Source organism: Affinirhizobium capsici, from assembly GCF_977018625.1.
This window is the reverse complement of record NZ_CDRNXD010000004.1, coordinates 1,181,981-1,198,453: the sequence shown is the minus strand read 5'-3', so window position 1 is coordinate 1,198,453 and position 16,473 is coordinate 1,181,981. Positions and strand designations below refer to the sequence as shown.

Here is a 16,473-nt window from a genome sequence, read left to right as displayed (position 1 = left end):
GCCGAGGCCGCCTAACTCGTTACCTTAAGCCCAATGATGCCGGCTATGATCAACCCGATACACAACAGGCGTGCCATCGTGGCAGGATCACCAAAGAGCGCGATACCAAGAATAACGGCACCAATTGTACCAATTCCAGTCCAGATGGCGTAGGCTGTGCCGATTGGCAGATCACGCACCGCCAGCCCAAGCAGACCCACGCTCGCAATCATACAAGCAACAGTCAGCACTGTGGGTAAAGGCTTGCTGAACCCTTCTGTGTATTTGAGGCCAATGGCCCAGCCGCATTCGAGAATGCCTGCAAGCGCAAGATAGATCCAGGGCATGTCATCCGCTCCTGTGAGAGAGCGAGGTCGTCCCCGCCGAAATGGCTGCACCGCTATCAGCGACGCACGTAGTCGTCTACGCAGACACAAACATAGTTATGTCTTGGCCTCTATCAAGCCTCTTGTTATCCCAAACGTTCAGCATGCCAGCGAAGATGATCGTCCATAAAGGTGGAGATAAAGTAGTAGGAGTGGTCGTAGCGCTCGTGCATGCGCAGAGTGAGCTGGATGTCCGTGTGGCGCACAGCATCTTCAAACAGCCAAGGGCGCAATCCGTTTTCTAGGAAGCTGTCCGCTTTGCCTTGGTCAATCAAAAACTCGGGAAACCGTGCGCCGTCTTCAACCAGGGCACAAGCATCGTAGGCACGCCACTTGCTCTGGTCCGAGCCGAGATATTTTTCAAGGGCAGGTGCAGACCAATCCGCGCTCGACGGCGCGACGATGGGCGCAAATGCGGAGCAGCTTTTGAAGGCTTGAGGATTTTTGAGCGCTATGGTCATGGCACCATGGCCGCCCATGGAGTGACCAAAGATGCCTTGGCGATCCATGTCAGCCCGAAAATGCTCAGAGATCAGTTTCGGCAGCTCATCGGTGATGTAGCTGTACATTTGAAAATGCTCAGCCCAAGGTGCTTCGGTGGCATCAAGATAAAAGCCAGCACCCTTACCCATTTGCCAATTGGTGAGTTCGTCTGCAACATCGTTGCCGCGTGGGCTTGTATCTGGGCAGACAATGATGAGCCCGAGTTCAGCCGCAAGCCTCCGGTACTCGCCCTTTTCCATCACATTGGCATGGGAACAGGTCAGGCCCGATAAAAACCACAAAACAGGACGCTTCTCCACAATTGCCTGCGGCGGCACGAAGACCGCAAACGTCATCTCGCATTTGCAGGCGGAAGAATCATGCTGAAAAACACCCTGCATTCCGCCAAAGGCTGTGTTTTGAGAGAGAACTTTCATGCGCTGTTTCCTGTGGTTTAGCCGGCTAATGCTACAGCTGCGTTGACTGTGGCGGCAACCAGCACCGTATTGAAGAAGAATGCGACCAAGGCGTGGGCCAAATTCAAACGGCGCATGGCCGTTGTTGTAATTGCAACGTCGGATGTCTGGGCCGTCATGCCAATCACGAATGAGAAATAGAGAAAGTCCAAGCCTGTGGGTTCGTCCGTATCTGGAAACGAAAGGCCACCCTGGCTTTTCATCTTTCCATCTTCATGCTTTCGTCGACGCCAATAGTGATGGGCATAGTGAGCGGAAAACATGGTGTGGAGCGAAAGCCACCCTCCGATTACTGATAAAAACGCCAGTGCGATCTCTATAGGACTAGCAGAACCGTTGCGGTTCAGCGCGTTGAATAGGGCGAAGATTGCTGCAACGACCGTTAGAAGCGTGACCACCAAAAGGGCGTATGCCGGAGCATCGTCTCTTTCTGTGCTGGTTTTTAGACGCTCGGCTGTAAGTTGGGGGAAGCGGCTTGCCATGATGCCGAGGTAAACGGCGAAGAAGGTAACAGATGCGCCCTCTATCGCCATGTGTGGCGCGAGCAAGAGGAATGGCACAAGGCTGAGAAGACCACAGAATCCCGCTATGTAAAACGGTCTTTGACGCCTGCTGCGCCAATGCAAGCCGCTCTTTTGCTGTCCAAAGGTCACGGGTTCTGTTCCGGCAGCGAGGTCTGTTGGATATTTCTGGCTTTGCGGCAGAGACGATCTAGGGTGGAGAGAAAATTGGAGCGATCCCTTTGCGTAAAGGCAGCATTGTAGCCTTTGCTTTCACCGGTCTCGCGCAAGTGCGCACCCAAATCACGCATGGCGCTTGCCATGCCGATATTCGTTTCGTCAAATACACGGCCTGATGGGCCGGTCACTTGAGCGCCGGAAGCCACACAACGCACGGCAAGCGGCACATCGGCAGTGATGACGACATCCCCAAGTGTTGCGCGTTCAGCAATCCAGTCGTCAGCGGCATCAAAAGCGCCCGACACGATGACGTTTTTCACTCTCGGGTCGCGAGAAGGGCGAAGACCGGAGTTGGCCACAAAAGTGACTTCCATATCCAGACGTTCCGCGACCTTCAATATTTCTGCCTTCACGGGGCATGCATCCGCATCGACATAGATCATGGATAAGACCTCACCATGTCGACGTGGGGAATTCCATCTTCAACGTATTCTTCCGAAATCGGCTTGAAACCAAGGCTCTCATAGAAGGCAACCAGATAGCTCTGGGCCGAAATCTCGATAGGTTCTGCTGGAAAGGCATGTTCACTTATTTTAATTGCTTCCCGCATCAATGCCGAGCCGAGACGTTCGCCTCGGTTTGTTTTCGATACAGCCACCCGGCCAATTCGAGGATTGGCGTCCGGTTCAGGCTTGAAGATCCGCGCACAGGCAATTGGTTTTTCGCCGCGCAAAAATTGCAGATGAAGGGCCTTAAGATCGTCGCCATCCAAGTCTGGGTAAGGGCAAGCCTGCTCCACCACGAAAACGTCAACGCGCAATCTTAAGAGCTCATAAAGCTCGATGGCGGAGAACTCTTCGAGCCTCCGCACATCGATCCTATAAGGGTGAGGGGTGCTCAATAGACAACCACGCCGCGGATCGATTCACCTTTGTGCATCAACTCGAAGCCCTTGTTGATGTCCTCCAGCGGCATTGTGTGGGTGATCATCGGATCGATCTGGATCTTGCCTTCCATGTACCAATCCACAATCTTCGGAACGTCTGTGCGACCGCGGGCCCCGCCGAAAGCCGTACCCATCCAGTTGCGGCCCGTCACCAGTTGGAACGGGCGAGTGGAGATTTCCTGGCCTGCACCGGCAACGCCGATAATGATGGACTTGCCCCAGCCGCGATGAGAAGATTCCAGCGCCTGGCGCATGACCTTCGTATTGCCCGTGCAATCAAAAGTGTAATCCGCGCCGCCGATCAGATCGCCATTGCGCTTAGTCATGTTGACGAGGAAGGGAACAATATCATCGCCCACTTCCTTGGGGTTGACGAAATGCGTCATGCCAAATTTTTCGCCCCAGGCCTTGCGCTCTGGATTGATATCGACACCGATGATCATGTCCGCACCGGCAAGGCGTAATCCTTGCAAAACGTTAAGGCCGATACCGCCCAAACCGAAGACGATGGCTGTGGAGCCGATCTCTACCTTAGCGGTGTTGATGACAGCGCCAATGCCGGTCGTGACGCCGCAGCCGATGTAACAAATCTTGTCAAACGGCGCGTCCTGATTGACCTTCGCCACCGCGATTTCCGGCAAGACCGTGTAATTGGCGAAGGTAGAGCAACCCATGTAATGATGGATCTTGTCTTTGCCGATGGAGAAGCGGCTGGTGCCATCTGGCATAAGACCCTGACCCTGCGTTGAGCGAATGGCAGTGCAGAGATTCGTCTTGCGAGACAGGCAGGAATAGCATTCTCGGCACTCCGGCGTGTAGAGCGGGATAACATGATCGCCCTTCTTCACGGATGTCACACCATGTCCAACGTCTACGACAATGCCAGCACCTTCATGGCCCAGAATTGCGGGGAACAGGCCTTCGGGATCGGCGCCAGACAAGGTAAAATCATCCGTGTGGCAGATGCCAGTGGCCTTCACCTCAATGAGAACTTCCCCGGCGCGAGGGCCCTCAAGCTGAACCGTCATGACTTCCAGCGGCTTGCCAGCCTGTACGGCAACGGCGGCGCGAACATCCATGGTGCAATCTCCCTACGTTCTTGATTCCGAATGTGTTGTTGCACGGCAGGATAGGCCACTCAAGCCTGTTTACGACATGCTTCTATCTTCACGTTTTCGAACCTGCTCCCGCCAGATGATGAAAAGCCCGGATGCAACGATAATGACTATGCCCAGCCACTTTGAAGGTGTCGGAAATTCCGCAAAGAGCAGGTAACCCAGAATAGTGGCGGAGATGATCTCGAAATACTGAAAAGGTGCAAGCAGCGAGACTGAGGCCAGGCGGAAAGCCTTTACCACCAACAAATGCACGTAACCGGAAAGAGAGCCGAGAACCAGGAGCAGACATATGCCAAGGGCTGACGTTGGAAACGATATGTTAAAATCGCCCACGCCTGCTGTGCTGCCAGCCAATAAAACCATTCCCATGAGCAGTGTGCCGCCGAGACCAGACATCATCTGCATGGCGAGCGGGGTGTCGCTGTCGCCGAGTGCACGATTAAGGAAGAGGTAGAACGTAAAGAGCGCTGCGCACATAACCGGTAGCAGCGATGTCCAGCCGAAGATGGCATAGCTAGGTTGGATCACGATCATCGCTCCACCGAAGCCGACCAATATCGCCAGCCACCGACGCCAGCCAACTTTCTCACCCAGAAAGAGAGCCGAGAGAATGGTGAGCATGAACGGCTCAACAAAGTAGATGGCAAAGACATCTGCCAGCGGCATGTATTTGACCGCCGTAAAGAACATCAAGCTGGCACTCGCGTGCAGTGCGCCTCGCAGGAGGTTCATCCATGGACGCCTAACGTTACGTAAGCTGCCGACCTGGAAGAAGAAGATGGGTGCCAGGACAATCAGTTGGACGAAGAAGCGGTAAAACGTGACCTGTCCAGGCGACATTGATTCAAAGGTGGCCATGTATTTTGCAATCGCGTCCATCATGGGCAAAACTGCCATGCAGAACACCATCAAGCCCATGCCCTGAACAGAACGTTCCGTAACCGCTCCCGATGTCGCTGTCGTCATCGCACGCTCCCACTTTTGTTGGTTGAAGCACGCGGTCAACTGACTCGCAAGACGGCAACGCCTCAGGCCAGTATCAGATTGAGTTAGGATGCGAGCAGAGGATAAGCTACCGAGCAGGCAACAAAAAACCCGGCCGAAGCCGGGTTGATTTGGTGCGGTCGAGAAGACTCGAACTTCCACGGGTTGCCCCACAGCGACCTCAACGCTGCGCGTCTACCAATTCCGCCACGACCGCATCGTGGTAGGCCTTCTTGCGTCGGCGAGGGAGCATCTAGCAAAGGGATTTCAGCGACGCAAGTGTGCTGTGTCAGTTTTTTGAAAGATAAATTGCGCAAGGAATTCCTATATCAACAGAAGCCCGCATTTGCAGGCTTTTGTGCCTGTGGATATAAGCGGCCAGCCTTGAGAAAAGAGATTTCGCCATGCTGACACGTACCGATCTTCAGATTTCCATGTTGCCGCATGAGGGTAGCCCCCCCGTGCGCTGGCGAATCTCAGATGATTTGGTGCCTTACGAGGAAGCGCTGGCCGTTATGGATAAGGAAGTTGAAGCCATCGCCAAGGGTGAGGCGGATGAGCTTGTCTGGCTGCTTGAGCATCCTCCGCTTTACACCGCTGGTACGAGCGCTGATTCCTCAGACCTCATTGAGCCGGATCGCTTTCCCGTTTACGCGGCTGGCAGAGGGGGTGAGTATACCTATCATGGACCCGGTCAGCGCGTGGCCTATGTGATGCTGGACCTGAAACGGCGCCGACAGGATGTGCGCGCCTATGTGGCAGCGCTAGAGGAAGTCATCATCCGCACGCTTGATTCGATGAATGTGCGCGCAGAGCGTCGGGAAGATCGCGTTGGGGTTTGGGTTCAGCGCCCGGAGAAAGCACGATTGCCTGATGGCAGCATGTCGGAAGACAAGATTGCGGCGCTCGGAATCCGGTTGCGTAAGTGGGTGAGCTTCCATGGCCTTTCCCTCAATGTCGATCCAGACCTCTCGCATTTTTCGGGAATCGTGCCGTGCGGCATCTCTGCCTATGGCGTCACAAGCCTTTTGGATCTCGGTCTGCCTGTCCTGATGACAGATGTAGATGTGCGGCTTCGTCAGGCATTTGAGGAAGTGTTCGGCGCAACCAAGCAGGAGCTTGCTCTATAAGGCAGGTTCTATGATTGAACGATTTCCAAGGCTTATGGAATGATTCTAAATTTGAATTTTTCCCACATGTTTTTGCGAATTAAAGTTGACATTCATATTCATATTAGTAGTTGTCGGCTCAACCAACACACCTGACGGGCCGGTCACACTGATGCATGGATGCGCCGTGACGGCTCGGATTTCACACCCGGAGTTCCGCCATGGCCAGCCTCTTTTCGCCACTTGCGGTCAACGCAGCTAACGCATCAGATGTTTTCCTCCTCGCGACGCCGGAAACACGATTGCAGACTCAAGGAGTGCAATCTGAGTTGAAACGCGGTGATCTCGCGACCTTGTCTAGCAGGGTTCAGCATTTTTTCTCACAGCGTATCGACGGACTGCCGCTGCTTGTCGGTGCTTTGCCTTTCGATACCTCTGCGGATGATTTCCTGTTCCAACCGGCGGAAATGGCGCGTGTTGTTAGCCGACACAAAACGGATGGTGGAGCAAGGGGCTCTCGCTGGCTGGTTCGCCAGGAGCCGACAGCGCAACATTTTGCCAAGGCTGTATCCCGCTGCGTCGCAAAGCTTTGTGTTGAAGCATCGCAAGCTTCCGATCTGACAAAGGTAGTTCTTTCTCGCAGTCTCGTGCTGGATGCTTCCTCCAACATTTCTGTGCCGAATTTGCTTGCCCGGCTTTCGCTTGATCCGTCGGTTACGGCATTCTGCACACCATTGCCTGTCGCAGACCAGGTGCAACCATTTTTGGTTGGTGCCACGCCTGAGCTTCTCCTATCGAAAAAGGGTGCGGCGGTAGTCTCGCATCCGCTTGCAGGGTCGGCACCTCGTTCGCCAGACCCGGCTGTGGATCGTGAAGCAATGAAGACGCTTCTGGCCTCCGAGAAGGACCAGCGAGAGCATCGCATTGTCACGGAAATGATTCTCGATACGCTTTCGCCTTATTGCGAAACTGTCAGCGCGCCGGACGGTACGACCATTCGTTCCACCGCCACCATGCATCATCTCGGCACGCGAATTGTGGGCCAGCTAAAGAGCGCTGCGACGCCCGTGGCCGATCTCCTGGCATTGCTTCACCCCACGCCCGCCGTCTGTGGCCTGCCCAGGCGCGAAGCTGCAAAGCTGATCTCAGAGATTGAAGGCTATGACCGTGGCTTTTACGCGGGTGCCGTTGGTTGGATCGATGATCAGCAAAACGGGGAATGGTATGTCTCTATTCGTTGCGCGGAAGTGGCGGGGCGCAAGGCACGCGTCTTCGCCGGAGCAGGGATCGTGGTCGGGTCGGACCCTCAGCGTGAAACCGAGGAAACCTCAGCAAAATTTTCAGCCATGTTGAACGCCTTGGGCGTCGATGAACAGGGCCGTCCCCTTCAGGAGCATGCGGCATGATTTCCCTGGAGCAGAATTTCCCCCCTGAGTTCGCTGAGCGCTACCGCGCCGCCGGTTATTGGCGTGGCGAAACGTTTCCGGCCCTTCTGCGCGAGCGGGCGCAGAGATATGGCGATCGAACGGCTATTGTCGGAAGTGATCAGCGCTGGAGCTACCGTGAACTTCTGGAGCGTGCTGAAGTGGCCGCCAGCGGTTTCTTGTCTCTCGGCTTGCGGCCAGGGGGTAGGGTGGTTGTTCAACTGCCTAATATCCCTGAATTTTTCTCTGTTGTGTTCGGGCTGTTTCTTGCACGATTGGTGCCGGTCTATGCGCTACCTGCACATCGGCAGACGGAAATTGAGCATTTTCTGGAGCGCTCCGAGGCGTCAGCCTATGTTGTAGCAGCCAGCCACGACGGCTTCGATTATCGAAATCTTGCACGTTCAGTATCATCGCAGGTCAAGACTCTGCGTCACGTCGTCGTGGTGGGCGAGGCCGAAGAATTTGTCTCGTTTGGCGCATTTGAGCGGGGAGACAACGCTCAATTCGTAGATCCAGAACCATCGTCGGTCGCGTTTCTGCAAATCTCCGGCGGTAGCACAGGCCTCTCCAAGCTTATCCCGCGCACACATGATGATTATATCTATTCCTTCCGAGCCAGTGCCGAGATCTGCGGGCTGACGGAAGAGAGCGTTTACATGGTCTCTTTACCGGCGGCACATAATTTCCCCATGAGTTCGCCTGGTTATTTCGGTGCCTTTTACGTGGGGGCGAAGGTGGTTCTAGCACCCTCGCCAAGCCCGGAGACCGCATTTCCTCTGATTGAGCGGGAAGGTGTGACCATCACCGGACTTGTTCCCCCGCTCGCGCTTTTGTGGCTGCAGGCCGCCCAGACCAAGAAACACGATCTTTCCAGCCTGCAGGTATTGCAGGTGGGTGGAGCGAAGTTCATGCCGGAATCTGCCAAGCGTGTGCGCCCCATTCTAGGATGCACGCTGCAACAGGTTTTCGGCATGGCAGAAGGCTTGGTGAATTATACGTGGCTGGATGATCCCGAAGAGGTCATCGTTGAGACGCAAGGCAGGCCGATAAGCCCGGATGATGAAGTGCTGATCGTGGATGATCAGGGCAATTCTGTTCCCGATGGCGAGCCGGGTAACCTGCTGACGCGCGGCCCTTACACTATTCGCGGCTATCACAACGATCCTGGTGCCAATGCGCGGTCCTTCACGGAAGATGGGTTTTACAAGACAGGCGATGTCGTGAAGCGGACCCCCGAAGGCTATCTGGTGGTGCAGGGCAGGGCGACGGATCACATCAATCGGGCGGGCGAAAAAATTTCCGCCGACGAGATTGAAGATCACCTGCTGGCGCACCCCAATGTCTTCGATGCAGCCGTTGTTTCCATACCAGATGAATTTCTGGGTGAACGCAGCTGCGCCTTCATCATCTCACAACGTGAGAAGCCGAAAGGCCCGGCTCTCAAGGCTTTTATGCGCGGCCGTAAGGTAGCGGACTTCAAGGTGCCGGATCAGATCGTCTTCGTGGATGCGTTTGAACTCACGGCAGTCGGCAAGGTCAGCCGAAAGGAACTGCGTGCGCGCTTGCGCGAACAATTCCTGGCCGAGCAGCAATTGAAAGCAGGACAGTAAGAATGGCATTGCCGAAAATCGCGCCCTATGCACTTCCAATGTTAGAGGAGTTGCCAGCGCCCAAAGGTCCGTGGATGCTGGAAACGAAGCGGGCTGCGCTGCTTGTGCACGATATGCAGCATTACTTTGTGAACGCTTTCACACCGAATGCCTCTCCCATTGCTCCAGCTATTGAGAATATTCGCGCATTGATCGAAGCCTGCCGCAAGGCTGGCGTTCCGGTATTCTACACGGCTCAAAATGGTGATCAGGACCGGCGCGACCGAGGCTTGCAAGCAGATCTCTGGGGGCCGGGCATGAGTTCCGCGCCGGAGCATCAGGCCATTATCGATGCGCTTGAACCGGCGAAGAAGGATTTTGTTCTCGTCAAGCATCGCTACAGCGCCTTTCAGCGTTCGAACCTGGAAACACTGATGCGGGTGCGGGGTCGTGATCAACTCATCGTCACCGGCATCTACGCGCATATTGGCTGCATGATGACTGCCGCCGAGGCGTTTCAGCGCGATATCGAAGCTTTCTTCGCGGCCGATGCTCTGGCCGATTTCAGCCGTGAACAGCACGACCTGGCCGTGAACTGGGTGGCTGGTCGCTGCGGTGTTCCCATGATGACAGATACTATTTTGGCTAGCTTGAATGGCTGAGGAGTTGGCGATGACTGTGACCCTGGAATCCATGCGGGCGGATGTTGCCGCCATCATCCATGAGAACCCGGAGGATATCGATTTCGAAGATAACCTGATGGATCTCGGGCTCGATTCCATGCGGCTTATGAACCTGATCCTCGCCTGGCAGGAAGCGGGCGTTGACCTCGATTTCGGCGAGTTTGCCGAAGAGTTCACGCTTGCTGGCTGGTGGCGCGCAATTGAGGCCAAGCGGGTTAACGCATGAATGCCGAACCGAACCGCTTTGCTATGCTCGACATGTCCAATCAGGACGAAGGGCGAGGCCTGACCGAGGCGCAGGTTGGGCTTTGGTATGTGCAGCAAATGGATCGGGAAAATCCCATTCTGAATGCCAGCCAATATGTTGAAATTTGTGGGCCACTTGATCTGCCAGTCTTCCAACAGGCGTTTGACAAGATGGCGAGCGAAGCGGACTGCCTGTCACTGACTTTTCACGATACGCCATTCGGGCCTCGCCAGAAATTGGATGAAGCAACCCGCCCGTCGCTTCAAGTCGTGGATTTGTCTAGAGAACATGACCCGGTGGCGGTTGCGAAACGCGACATGCAACGGGATACGGGTACGCCGGTTAATCTTACGGTAGGCCCGATTGCGGCTTTCAAACTCTATCGTCTGAATGACCAGCATTACTTCTGGTATGAGCGCATCCATCATCTTGCCATCGATGGATATGGCATTGTTCTCGTCACCAACCGCGTGGGTGAAATCTACTCGGCCCTCAAGCAGGGAGCGGCGACCGGAACAGGCTTCGGTAGTCTAGAGGCCGCATTTGCAGAAGATTCCTCCTATTTGGAGGGTGAAAAGCGCCTGAAGGATCAGGCTTTCTGGCGGCAAGAAATGGCCAATATGCCAGAGGTGGTCAGCCTGGCGGCAGGCAGGGCTAACAGTGGCCACAGTTTCAATCGGCACAGCGTGGAAATTCCGCCCTCCCTGTTCGCCAAACTTTCGCAGCGGGCCGAAGATGAGGGTGTGACATGGCCTGATTTGCTGAGCGTCATCGTCGCGAGCTATTGCCGTCGTTTTGCCGCCGTGCCTGAAATGGTCATCGGCGTGCCGCACATGGGGCGCTTGGGCAGCAAGGCGGCGCGTGTGCCTTGCACGCTTATGAACGTGCTGCCGGTACGGTTCGGTGATCTCGATGAGCTTGCTCTGGGCGAAGCTGCGACTCTTGGTGCCAAGAAGCTGATGATGAGCCGACGGCACGGGCGCTATCGCAGCGAACAGTTGCGGCGCGATTTGGGTCTTATCGGCGGACACCGTCGGCTCTATGGCCCGATGATCAACATCCAGCCCTTTGATCTGCCGCCGAGCTTTACCGGTCTTGACGTTCATCTGCATATTATGGGTGCGGGTGCAGTAGACGATATTACGTTCACGTTTCGCGGCGATGCGAAGAAAAGCCTCACCATGGAGGTGGATACCAATCCCGCTCTCTACTCATTGGCAGATACGCAGAACCATTCAGCACGGTTGCTGGCTTATCTTGAAGCGGCTGTTGCAGCCGCGCGCTTGGCAGATGTGCCTCTCGCAAGCCCGGCTGAGCAGCAACGCTATGTTTTCGAAGCCAATGCAACGACACACGCCGTAGCGGAGGCAACGCTGACTGATCTGATCGAGCGGTCAATGCAAAAGCATGCGGATGCAGTTGCAGTCACGTTTGAAGGGGTAGAATTGACCTATGCGGAGTTAAATCTGCGCAGCCAAGCCCTCGCTTCTCAACTCGTCGCTCATGGTGTCGGTCCAGACAAGCTCGTTGCTGTTTCTCTTCCGCGTTCTATAGAACTGATCGTAGCATTGTTCGCCATTCTGCGGGCGGGTGGGGCATATCTCCCACTTGATCCGCACCATCCCAAAGAACGGATTGCCCGTATCGTGGAGATGGCAAGGCCGGAAGTGATACTGGCCGAGGAAAACCAACGTCATCTGTTTGAGCAGCCTATCCTGACGCCTGAGGCGTGGTCGCCGACCATCTCCCACACGAACTGGCCGGCAGCGGCACCCTCTGACCTTGCCTATGTCATCTACACGTCCGGCTCCACCGGTGATCCGAAAGGTGTGATGATCGAGCATCGGGCCATTGTAAACCGGTTGGAATGGATGCGGCAGCATTACGGTTTTAGGCCGCAAGACCGCATTCTACAAAAAACACCGGCGACCTTCGATGTTTCAGTTTGGGAGTTCTTTCTCCCAGCTTTGGCTGGTGCGACTTTGGTTGTTGCGCCGCCGGATGCGCATCGTGATCCTGTAGCCATCGCAAATTTAATCCGCGGAGAGGCTATCACCACGCTGCATTTTGTACCCTCAATGCTTTCAGCATTTCTGGCATCGCCAGAGGCACAGGGGCTGGAGATCAACCGCGTCTTTTGTAGCGGTGAAGAATTGACGCCGGATCAGCGTACGCGCTTTCACGAGCGCATAACAGGCGAACTTCATAATCTCTATGGCCCCACCGAAGCGGCGGTCGATGTCAGCTATTGGGAAGCCGACCCTGATGATCAATCCTCACCCTTGCCGATTGGTTGGCCGGTATGGAACACGCGCCTTTATGTGCTGGACGATCACCTGCTGCCGGTGCCAAGCGGCGTTCCAGGCAATCTCTATCTTGGCGGCGTTCAATTGGCGCGTGGTTATCTTGGAAGGGATGACCTGACCGCCGAGCGCTTTTCACCAGACCCTTATTTGCCAGCAGAGCGCATTTACAAGACGGGCGACCTGGCCCGGCTGCGGGACGATGGGGCAGTCATTTACCTTGGTCGTTCAGATCATCAGGTCAAAATACGCGGTCTGCGCATCGAGCTCGGCGAAATCGAAGCCGCCATCATCGCAACAGGCCTTGTGCGTGAGGCGGTAGTTCTGGCGCGGGAGGATCGGCCCGGCGACAAGCGCCTTGTTGCCTATGTGGCAGCAGGTGCTTTGCTTGATTTTGACCGCTTGCGGGATGCGCTGGCCCAACGTCTGCCGGATTATATGGTGCCTTCAGCCGTGGTGCGACTGGATGCAATGCCCGTCACTGGCAACGGCAAGTTGGACCGAAAAGCGCTTCCGGCTCCGGTCCTGGATATTTCAGAAGGCAGGCCGCTCAAGACTGAGTTTGAACACCTCGTAGCGCGTCTGTTTCAGGTCGTTTTGCGGCTGGAAGAACGTCCCACCGCAAATGGGGACTTCTTCTCACTTGGCGGCGATTCACTCTCCGCGGTGCATCTTTGCTTAAGCCTGCGGGAACAATTGGGTCGCGATCCCGGTCTCGGAACAATCTTCGAACATCCCGTTATCGCCGATCTGGCTGTGGCTTTGGAGCGTTTGGAAATCGATCAGGGGCTTGGGCCGATACTCAAGCTGTCGGACGGCCCGGACGACCTTGCGCCCCTTTTCCTGATCCATCCGGCAGGCGGTATCGCATGGGGGTATCGTCATCTCGCGCGCGCACTCGGCAAACGCCGTAAGGTCTACGGCATCCAGTCTCCAGCACTCGATCTGGTTCAGAAGGCACCAGATAATATGCAAGCGCTTGCAGTGGTTTATGCGAATATTCTTCAACAGAAGATGAAGACTGGCACCTTCCATGTCGCTGGCTGGTCTGTGGGCGGTATTCTCGCGCAAGCCGTGGCCGTCGAACTTGAAAAACGGGGTTCCACAGTAGGCGTTGTGGCACTTTTGGATGCCTATCCGTGCGATTGCTGGCGTGCCCAACCGGAGCCGGATGAGGGAGCGGCGCTCCGCGCTCTGCTCGCTATTGCAGGTTATGATCCCGAAGCGCATCTGCATCTTAAAACAAGGGAGCAGGTGACAAGCTTCCTGCGCCAAGGTGGCAGCACTTTGGGAAGTTTGCCCCAGGCTGCGTTGGACGGTGTCGTGCGCTCTGTCATGGATACGAACCGGCTGGTTCGCAGCCATTATCATCAGAGGTTTACAGGAAATCTCATCCATTTCCGCGCTGCCCATGACCATAAGGAAAAGGGTCTACGGCCAGAGCTTTGGACACCTTATGCGGGTTTAATCGATGTCGTGGATGTACCCTGCCTTCATTCACAAATGACGTCCCTTCAATCTGTCGCGGTCATCGCGCCAGAGCTCGACCGTCGCCTTGCCACTTTCGATTTTTGAGGAACTTTATGCAACTGACAGGCATAGCCGGGAAGCTGGCATTCGTAACAGGGGCAGGTGGCGGCATCGGCCGGGCCGTTGTGGAGCTGCTGCTGACATCAGGTGCCTCTGTGGTGGCTAGCGATTTCGACGATAATCTGCTGCAAGAGCTTGCTGGTGACCATCAAAAGCAGCTGTTCTGCCGTGTGTTGGACGTGCGCGATAGCGCTGCGGTAGACGCTGTCATTGCAGATGCAGAAGAAAAGTTTGGACCGATTGAACTTGGCATCAATGTTGCGGGCATACTTTCGACCACCACAGTGATCGAAACAGATGATGCAGCGTGGCGGAATGTCTTTGCCGTCAACACCGATGGCGTTTTCCATGTGTCGCGAGCACTGGCGCGCGTCATGCAGCCGCGCCATTCTGGCGTCATTGTAACGGTGAGTTCTAACGCAGCCGGAATCCCGCGCCACGCTATGGCAGCCTACGCCGCCTCCAAGGCCGCCGCGACGATGTTCACCCGTTGCCTTGGGCTGGAACTCGCGCCGCATGGCATCCGCTGTAACATCGTAGCTCCCGGCTCAACGTTAACGCCAATGCAAACCGGCATGTGGGCAGATGAACGCGGTGCTGAGCGTGTAATTGCTGGCTTGCCGGAACAATTCAAAACCGGAATTCCGCTGCAAAAGCTGGCAACGCCGCAAGATATTGCCCAGGCAGTCATTTTTCTCCTTTCCGATCAGGCCGGCCACATCACCATGGCTGATCTCTATGTCGATGGCGGCGCAACCATGCGCGCCTGACGATAAGGCTGCACGAACAAACCTTCTTTATCTTCCATCCAACAGTAGGATATTTCCAATGAAGCATTCAAAGCGAACCAAGGCGTTAGGCCTCAACACGGGTGTTGCCCGCCTGGCTATTCTTGCCGGTGCCATGGCATTGAGCCTTGGGACAGTGATGGCTCAGACCTTCGAGCAACCGGACAAGGATTTTAAAGGCCAGGTTCGTCTTGGCTCGGCAACCCGCGGCCAGCCTTTGTTGGCAGGCGGTGAGGTTTCCGTGCAGGGACAAAACTTCAAGCCGGGCCAGAGGGTTCAGTTGTTGAAGGGCGCAGAAAAGCTTGGCGAAGGTACCTATACGGCAGATGCGGAGGGCAAGTTTACGGCCAAGTTCAAGCTTCCTGAAAATGCTGCCGTCGGCACCTACCCTCTGACTGTTGCGACGGACTCCCCCTATTATGCGGATGTGGTGAAGTTGAAGATTTCCCCAAAGGTGCCGTTGTCTGGTCAGGATAAATTTGTGCTGACCTCAGAAAAGCTGTCGCCCGGGCTTTATCAGGTCGGATACAGCGAAAAGGCGAATGCAGTTTTCGTGACATCGGCAGTGGGCCGGCCGCCGGTCAAGGCATCCGAGATACTGAAGCTTGACCCAGAAACACTCAAGGTCGTTGCGCGCGGCAAGCCACAAGATGCGCCCGAAGGTGGGGTTTTCGCCGTCTATGGTCTCGGTGTCGATGACGCCAACGGCAATATCTGGGTAACGAACACGCGCCAGAACACGGTGGGTGTCTACAAGCAGTCGGATCTTTCATTGGTGAAACAGTTTGAGCCGGGCATGGTTACCCATGCGCGTGATGTGAAGATCGATGAAAAGCATAACCGCGCTTTCGTCAGTCAGGTGGGCGAGCCGGAAGTTGCTGTGTTCGACACGAAGGAACTCAAGCACCTTCCTTCTATCGCCATTGAAAGCAAGGTGCGGGGAGAAAAGTTTTCACCCGCAAGCCTCGACTTCGATCCGGCAAGCGGCAAGCTGTTCGTCGTGAGCCTCTCTACCAACGAGGTTGCGATCATTGATGCTGCCGAACAGAAGGTGGAAAAGGTCATCCCGGTCAAGGGCGGTCTCTCCACGATTGGCATCGCTTATGATGCCGCGGATGATAGAATTTTCGTCGCCGGGCAGGGCAGCGATAACCTTCTCATCCTGGATGCAAAGTCTGGGGACGTGCTCCATGATGTTGCGGTAGGTGCTGGTGCTTTGAACGTAGCGTTCGAGCCAAAGTCCAAGCGCGCCTTTGTCAGCAGCCGGGATGCGGGAACGGTCACCGTCGTTGATGCCGATGGCAAGATTGTTGCCAATCTCGAAGTCGCTCCGTTCGCGAACCACGTTGTGGCAGATGGCAAGGGTGGCGTCTATGCCGTCAATAAGTCACTGAATCCTGAAGACCAGAACGGTGACCGTGTGACACTCGTCACTACAAAATAAGCAGAAGCTGTGAGCTAAAACGACTAAAGCCCCGATGATAACCGGGGCTTTAGTCAAGTTTGATGCTGCCTGATGCGCAAAGCCGTTCAGAAAGCGCTGTGGCGGCGGGCAAATTCTTTCAGCCCTTCCTGCTCCCTGCGAAGCTCGCTGATAGTGGATGCCACGGATGCTACGAACATTGTGCTGATGAGACCAGCAAGTGCAATCATAGTAACAAACATAGGCATCTCCTTTGCGATCA

At 55.5% G+C, this 16,473-nt stretch carries 16 protein-coding genes and 1 tRNA gene; 8 read left to right on the top strand and 9 right to left on the bottom strand.

Features of this window, described 5'->3' with window-relative positions; translation table 11 throughout:
- Window positions 1-11 precede the first annotated feature (11 nt).
- From sugE to AC0JZ1_RS09140, 8 genes are all read right to left on the bottom strand, one after another.
- On the bottom strand, window positions 12-326 hold the full coding sequence (gene sugE, locus AC0JZ1_RS09175; protein ID WP_471882075.1) for a quaternary ammonium compound efflux SMR transporter SugE: 315 nt from the start codon (window positions 324-326) through the stop codon (window positions 12-14).
- Between the two features lie 125 nt (window positions 327-451).
- Window positions 452-1,285: an S-formylglutathione hydrolase gene (fghA, locus tag AC0JZ1_RS09170; protein WP_471882074.1), complete on the bottom strand. Its 834-nt coding sequence runs from the start codon at window positions 1,283-1,285 to the stop codon at window positions 452-454.
- Between the two features lie 17 nt (window positions 1,286-1,302).
- Window positions 1,303-1,857 (bottom strand): DUF1345 domain-containing protein, encoded by a 555-nt coding sequence (locus AC0JZ1_RS09165; protein ID WP_471882073.1) that lies wholly within the window; start codon window positions 1,855-1,857, stop codon window positions 1,303-1,305.
- A gap of 116 nt (window positions 1,858-1,973) precedes the next feature.
- Entirely contained in the window at window positions 1,974-2,447 is a 474-nt protein-coding gene (locus AC0JZ1_RS09160; RefSeq protein ID WP_471882072.1) for a YaiI/YqxD family protein, read from the bottom strand.
- Complete coding sequence (locus AC0JZ1_RS09155) at window positions 2,444-2,824, bottom strand: GNAT family N-acetyltransferase (RefSeq protein WP_471882071.1); 381 nt, start codon at window positions 2,822-2,824, stop codon at window positions 2,444-2,446. The genes AC0JZ1_RS09160 and AC0JZ1_RS09155 overlap by 4 nt, the downstream gene beginning before the upstream one ends.
- A gap of 77 nt (window positions 2,825-2,901) precedes the next feature.
- A complete protein-coding gene (locus AC0JZ1_RS09150; protein ID WP_471882070.1) occupies window positions 2,902-4,029 on the bottom strand; it encodes an S-(hydroxymethyl)glutathione dehydrogenase/class III alcohol dehydrogenase in 1,128 nt (375 codons plus the stop codon).
- A 69-nt stretch (window positions 4,030-4,098) separates the two neighbouring features.
- Window positions 4,099-5,034, bottom strand: a complete 936-nt coding sequence (locus AC0JZ1_RS09145; protein WP_471882069.1) for a DMT family transporter — start codon at window positions 5,032-5,034, stop codon at window positions 4,099-4,101.
- A gap of 150 nt (window positions 5,035-5,184) precedes the next feature.
- Window positions 5,185-5,269 (bottom strand) — tRNA-Leu (locus tag AC0JZ1_RS09140).
- 187 nt (window positions 5,270-5,456) lie between these two features.
- Between AC0JZ1_RS09140 and lipB the strand changes: the two genes are divergently transcribed.
- The 8 genes from lipB to AC0JZ1_RS09100 all read left to right on the top strand — a co-directional run bounded on the left by lipB (window position 5,457) and on the right by AC0JZ1_RS09100 (window position 16,232).
- Window positions 5,457-6,182 carry a lipoyl(octanoyl) transferase LipB gene (lipB, locus tag AC0JZ1_RS09135; RefSeq protein WP_471882068.1) on the top strand — a complete coding sequence of 242 codons (726 nt, stop codon included), beginning with the start codon at window positions 5,457-5,459 and terminating at the stop codon, window positions 6,180-6,182.
- Window positions 6,183-6,382: 200 nt separating this feature from the next.
- Window positions 6,383-7,567, top strand: a complete 1,185-nt coding sequence (locus AC0JZ1_RS09130; RefSeq protein ID WP_471882067.1) for an isochorismate synthase — start codon at window positions 6,383-6,385, stop codon at window positions 7,565-7,567.
- A complete protein-coding gene (locus AC0JZ1_RS09125; protein WP_471882066.1) occupies window positions 7,564-9,198 on the top strand; it encodes a (2,3-dihydroxybenzoyl)adenylate synthase in 1,635 nt (544 codons plus the stop codon). The genes AC0JZ1_RS09130 and AC0JZ1_RS09125 overlap by 4 nt, the downstream gene beginning before the upstream one ends.
- A 2-nt stretch (window positions 9,199-9,200) precedes the next feature.
- Window positions 9,201-9,839 (top strand): isochorismatase family protein, encoded by a 639-nt coding sequence (locus AC0JZ1_RS09120; RefSeq protein WP_471882065.1) that lies wholly within the window; start codon window positions 9,201-9,203, stop codon window positions 9,837-9,839.
- Between the two features lie 10 nt (window positions 9,840-9,849).
- Window positions 9,850-10,086 carry a phosphopantetheine-binding protein gene (locus tag AC0JZ1_RS09115; RefSeq protein WP_471882064.1) on the top strand — a complete coding sequence of 79 codons (237 nt, stop codon included), beginning with the start codon at window positions 9,850-9,852 and terminating at the stop codon, window positions 10,084-10,086.
- Window positions 10,083-13,985: an amino acid adenylation domain-containing protein gene (locus tag AC0JZ1_RS09110; RefSeq protein ID WP_471882063.1), complete on the top strand. Its 3,903-nt coding sequence runs from the start codon at window positions 10,083-10,085 to the stop codon at window positions 13,983-13,985. Before AC0JZ1_RS09115 ends, AC0JZ1_RS09110 begins: the two co-directional genes overlap by 4 nt.
- Window positions 13,986-13,993: 8 nt before the next feature.
- Window positions 13,994-14,770 (top strand): 2,3-dihydro-2,3-dihydroxybenzoate dehydrogenase, encoded by a 777-nt coding sequence (locus AC0JZ1_RS09105; RefSeq protein WP_471882062.1) that lies wholly within the window; start codon window positions 13,994-13,996, stop codon window positions 14,768-14,770.
- Window positions 14,771-14,828: 58 nt separating this feature from the next.
- Window positions 14,829-16,232: a YncE family protein gene (locus AC0JZ1_RS09100; protein WP_471882061.1), complete on the top strand. Its 1,404-nt coding sequence runs from the start codon at window positions 14,829-14,831 to the stop codon at window positions 16,230-16,232.
- 86 nt (window positions 16,233-16,318) lie between these two features.
- Here AC0JZ1_RS09100 and AC0JZ1_RS09095 read toward each other — a convergent pair whose 3' ends face one another.
- A complete protein-coding gene (locus AC0JZ1_RS09095) occupies window positions 16,319-16,453 on the bottom strand; it encodes a hypothetical protein (RefSeq protein WP_471882060.1) in 135 nt (44 codons plus the stop codon).
- Window positions 16,454-16,473: the final 20 nt, after the last annotated feature.

Bases quoted from the DNA above. Each gene is read 5' to 3' on its own strand.
- AC0JZ1_RS09165 (WP_471882073.1), bottom strand. From the start codon at position 1,857: ATGGCGATAGAGGGCGCATCTGTTACCTTCTTCGCCGTTTACCTCGGC.
- AC0JZ1_RS09130 (WP_471882067.1), top strand. From the start codon at position 6,383: ATGGCCAGCCTCTTTTCGCCACTTGCGGTCAACGCAGCTAACGCATCA.
- AC0JZ1_RS09110 (WP_471882063.1), top strand. From the start codon at position 10,083: ATGAATGCCGAACCGAACCGCTTTGCTATGCTCGACATGTCCAATCAG.
- AC0JZ1_RS09100 (WP_471882061.1), top strand. From the start codon at position 14,829: ATGAAGCATTCAAAGCGAACCAAGGCGTTAGGCCTCAACACGGGTGTT.
- AC0JZ1_RS09125 (WP_471882066.1), top strand. From the start codon at position 7,564: ATGATTTCCCTGGAGCAGAATTTCCCCCCTGAGTTCGCTGAGCGCTAC.
- AC0JZ1_RS09115 (WP_471882064.1), top strand. From the start codon at position 9,850: ATGACTGTGACCCTGGAATCCATGCGGGCGGATGTTGCCGCCATCATC.
- AC0JZ1_RS09160 (WP_471882072.1), bottom strand. From the start codon at position 2,447: ATGATCTATGTCGATGCGGATGCATGCCCCGTGAAGGCAGAAATATTG.
- AC0JZ1_RS09150 (WP_471882070.1), bottom strand. From the start codon at position 4,029: ATGGATGTTCGCGCCGCCGTTGCCGTACAGGCTGGCAAGCCGCTGGAA.
- AC0JZ1_RS09145 (WP_471882069.1), bottom strand. From the start codon at position 5,034: ATGACGACAGCGACATCGGGAGCGGTTACGGAACGTTCTGTTCAGGGC.
- AC0JZ1_RS09095 (WP_471882060.1), bottom strand. From the start codon at position 16,453: ATGTTTGTTACTATGATTGCACTTGCTGGTCTCATCAGCACAATGTTC.
- lipB (WP_471882068.1), top strand. From the start codon at position 5,457: ATGCTGACACGTACCGATCTTCAGATTTCCATGTTGCCGCATGAGGGT.
- fghA (WP_471882074.1), bottom strand. From the start codon at position 1,285: ATGAAAGTTCTCTCTCAAAACACAGCCTTTGGCGGAATGCAGGGTGTT.
- AC0JZ1_RS09120 (WP_471882065.1), top strand. From the start codon at position 9,201: ATGGCATTGCCGAAAATCGCGCCCTATGCACTTCCAATGTTAGAGGAG.
- sugE (WP_471882075.1), bottom strand. From the start codon at position 326: ATGCCCTGGATCTATCTTGCGCTTGCAGGCATTCTCGAATGCGGCTGG.
- AC0JZ1_RS09105 (WP_471882062.1), top strand. From the start codon at position 13,994: ATGCAACTGACAGGCATAGCCGGGAAGCTGGCATTCGTAACAGGGGCA.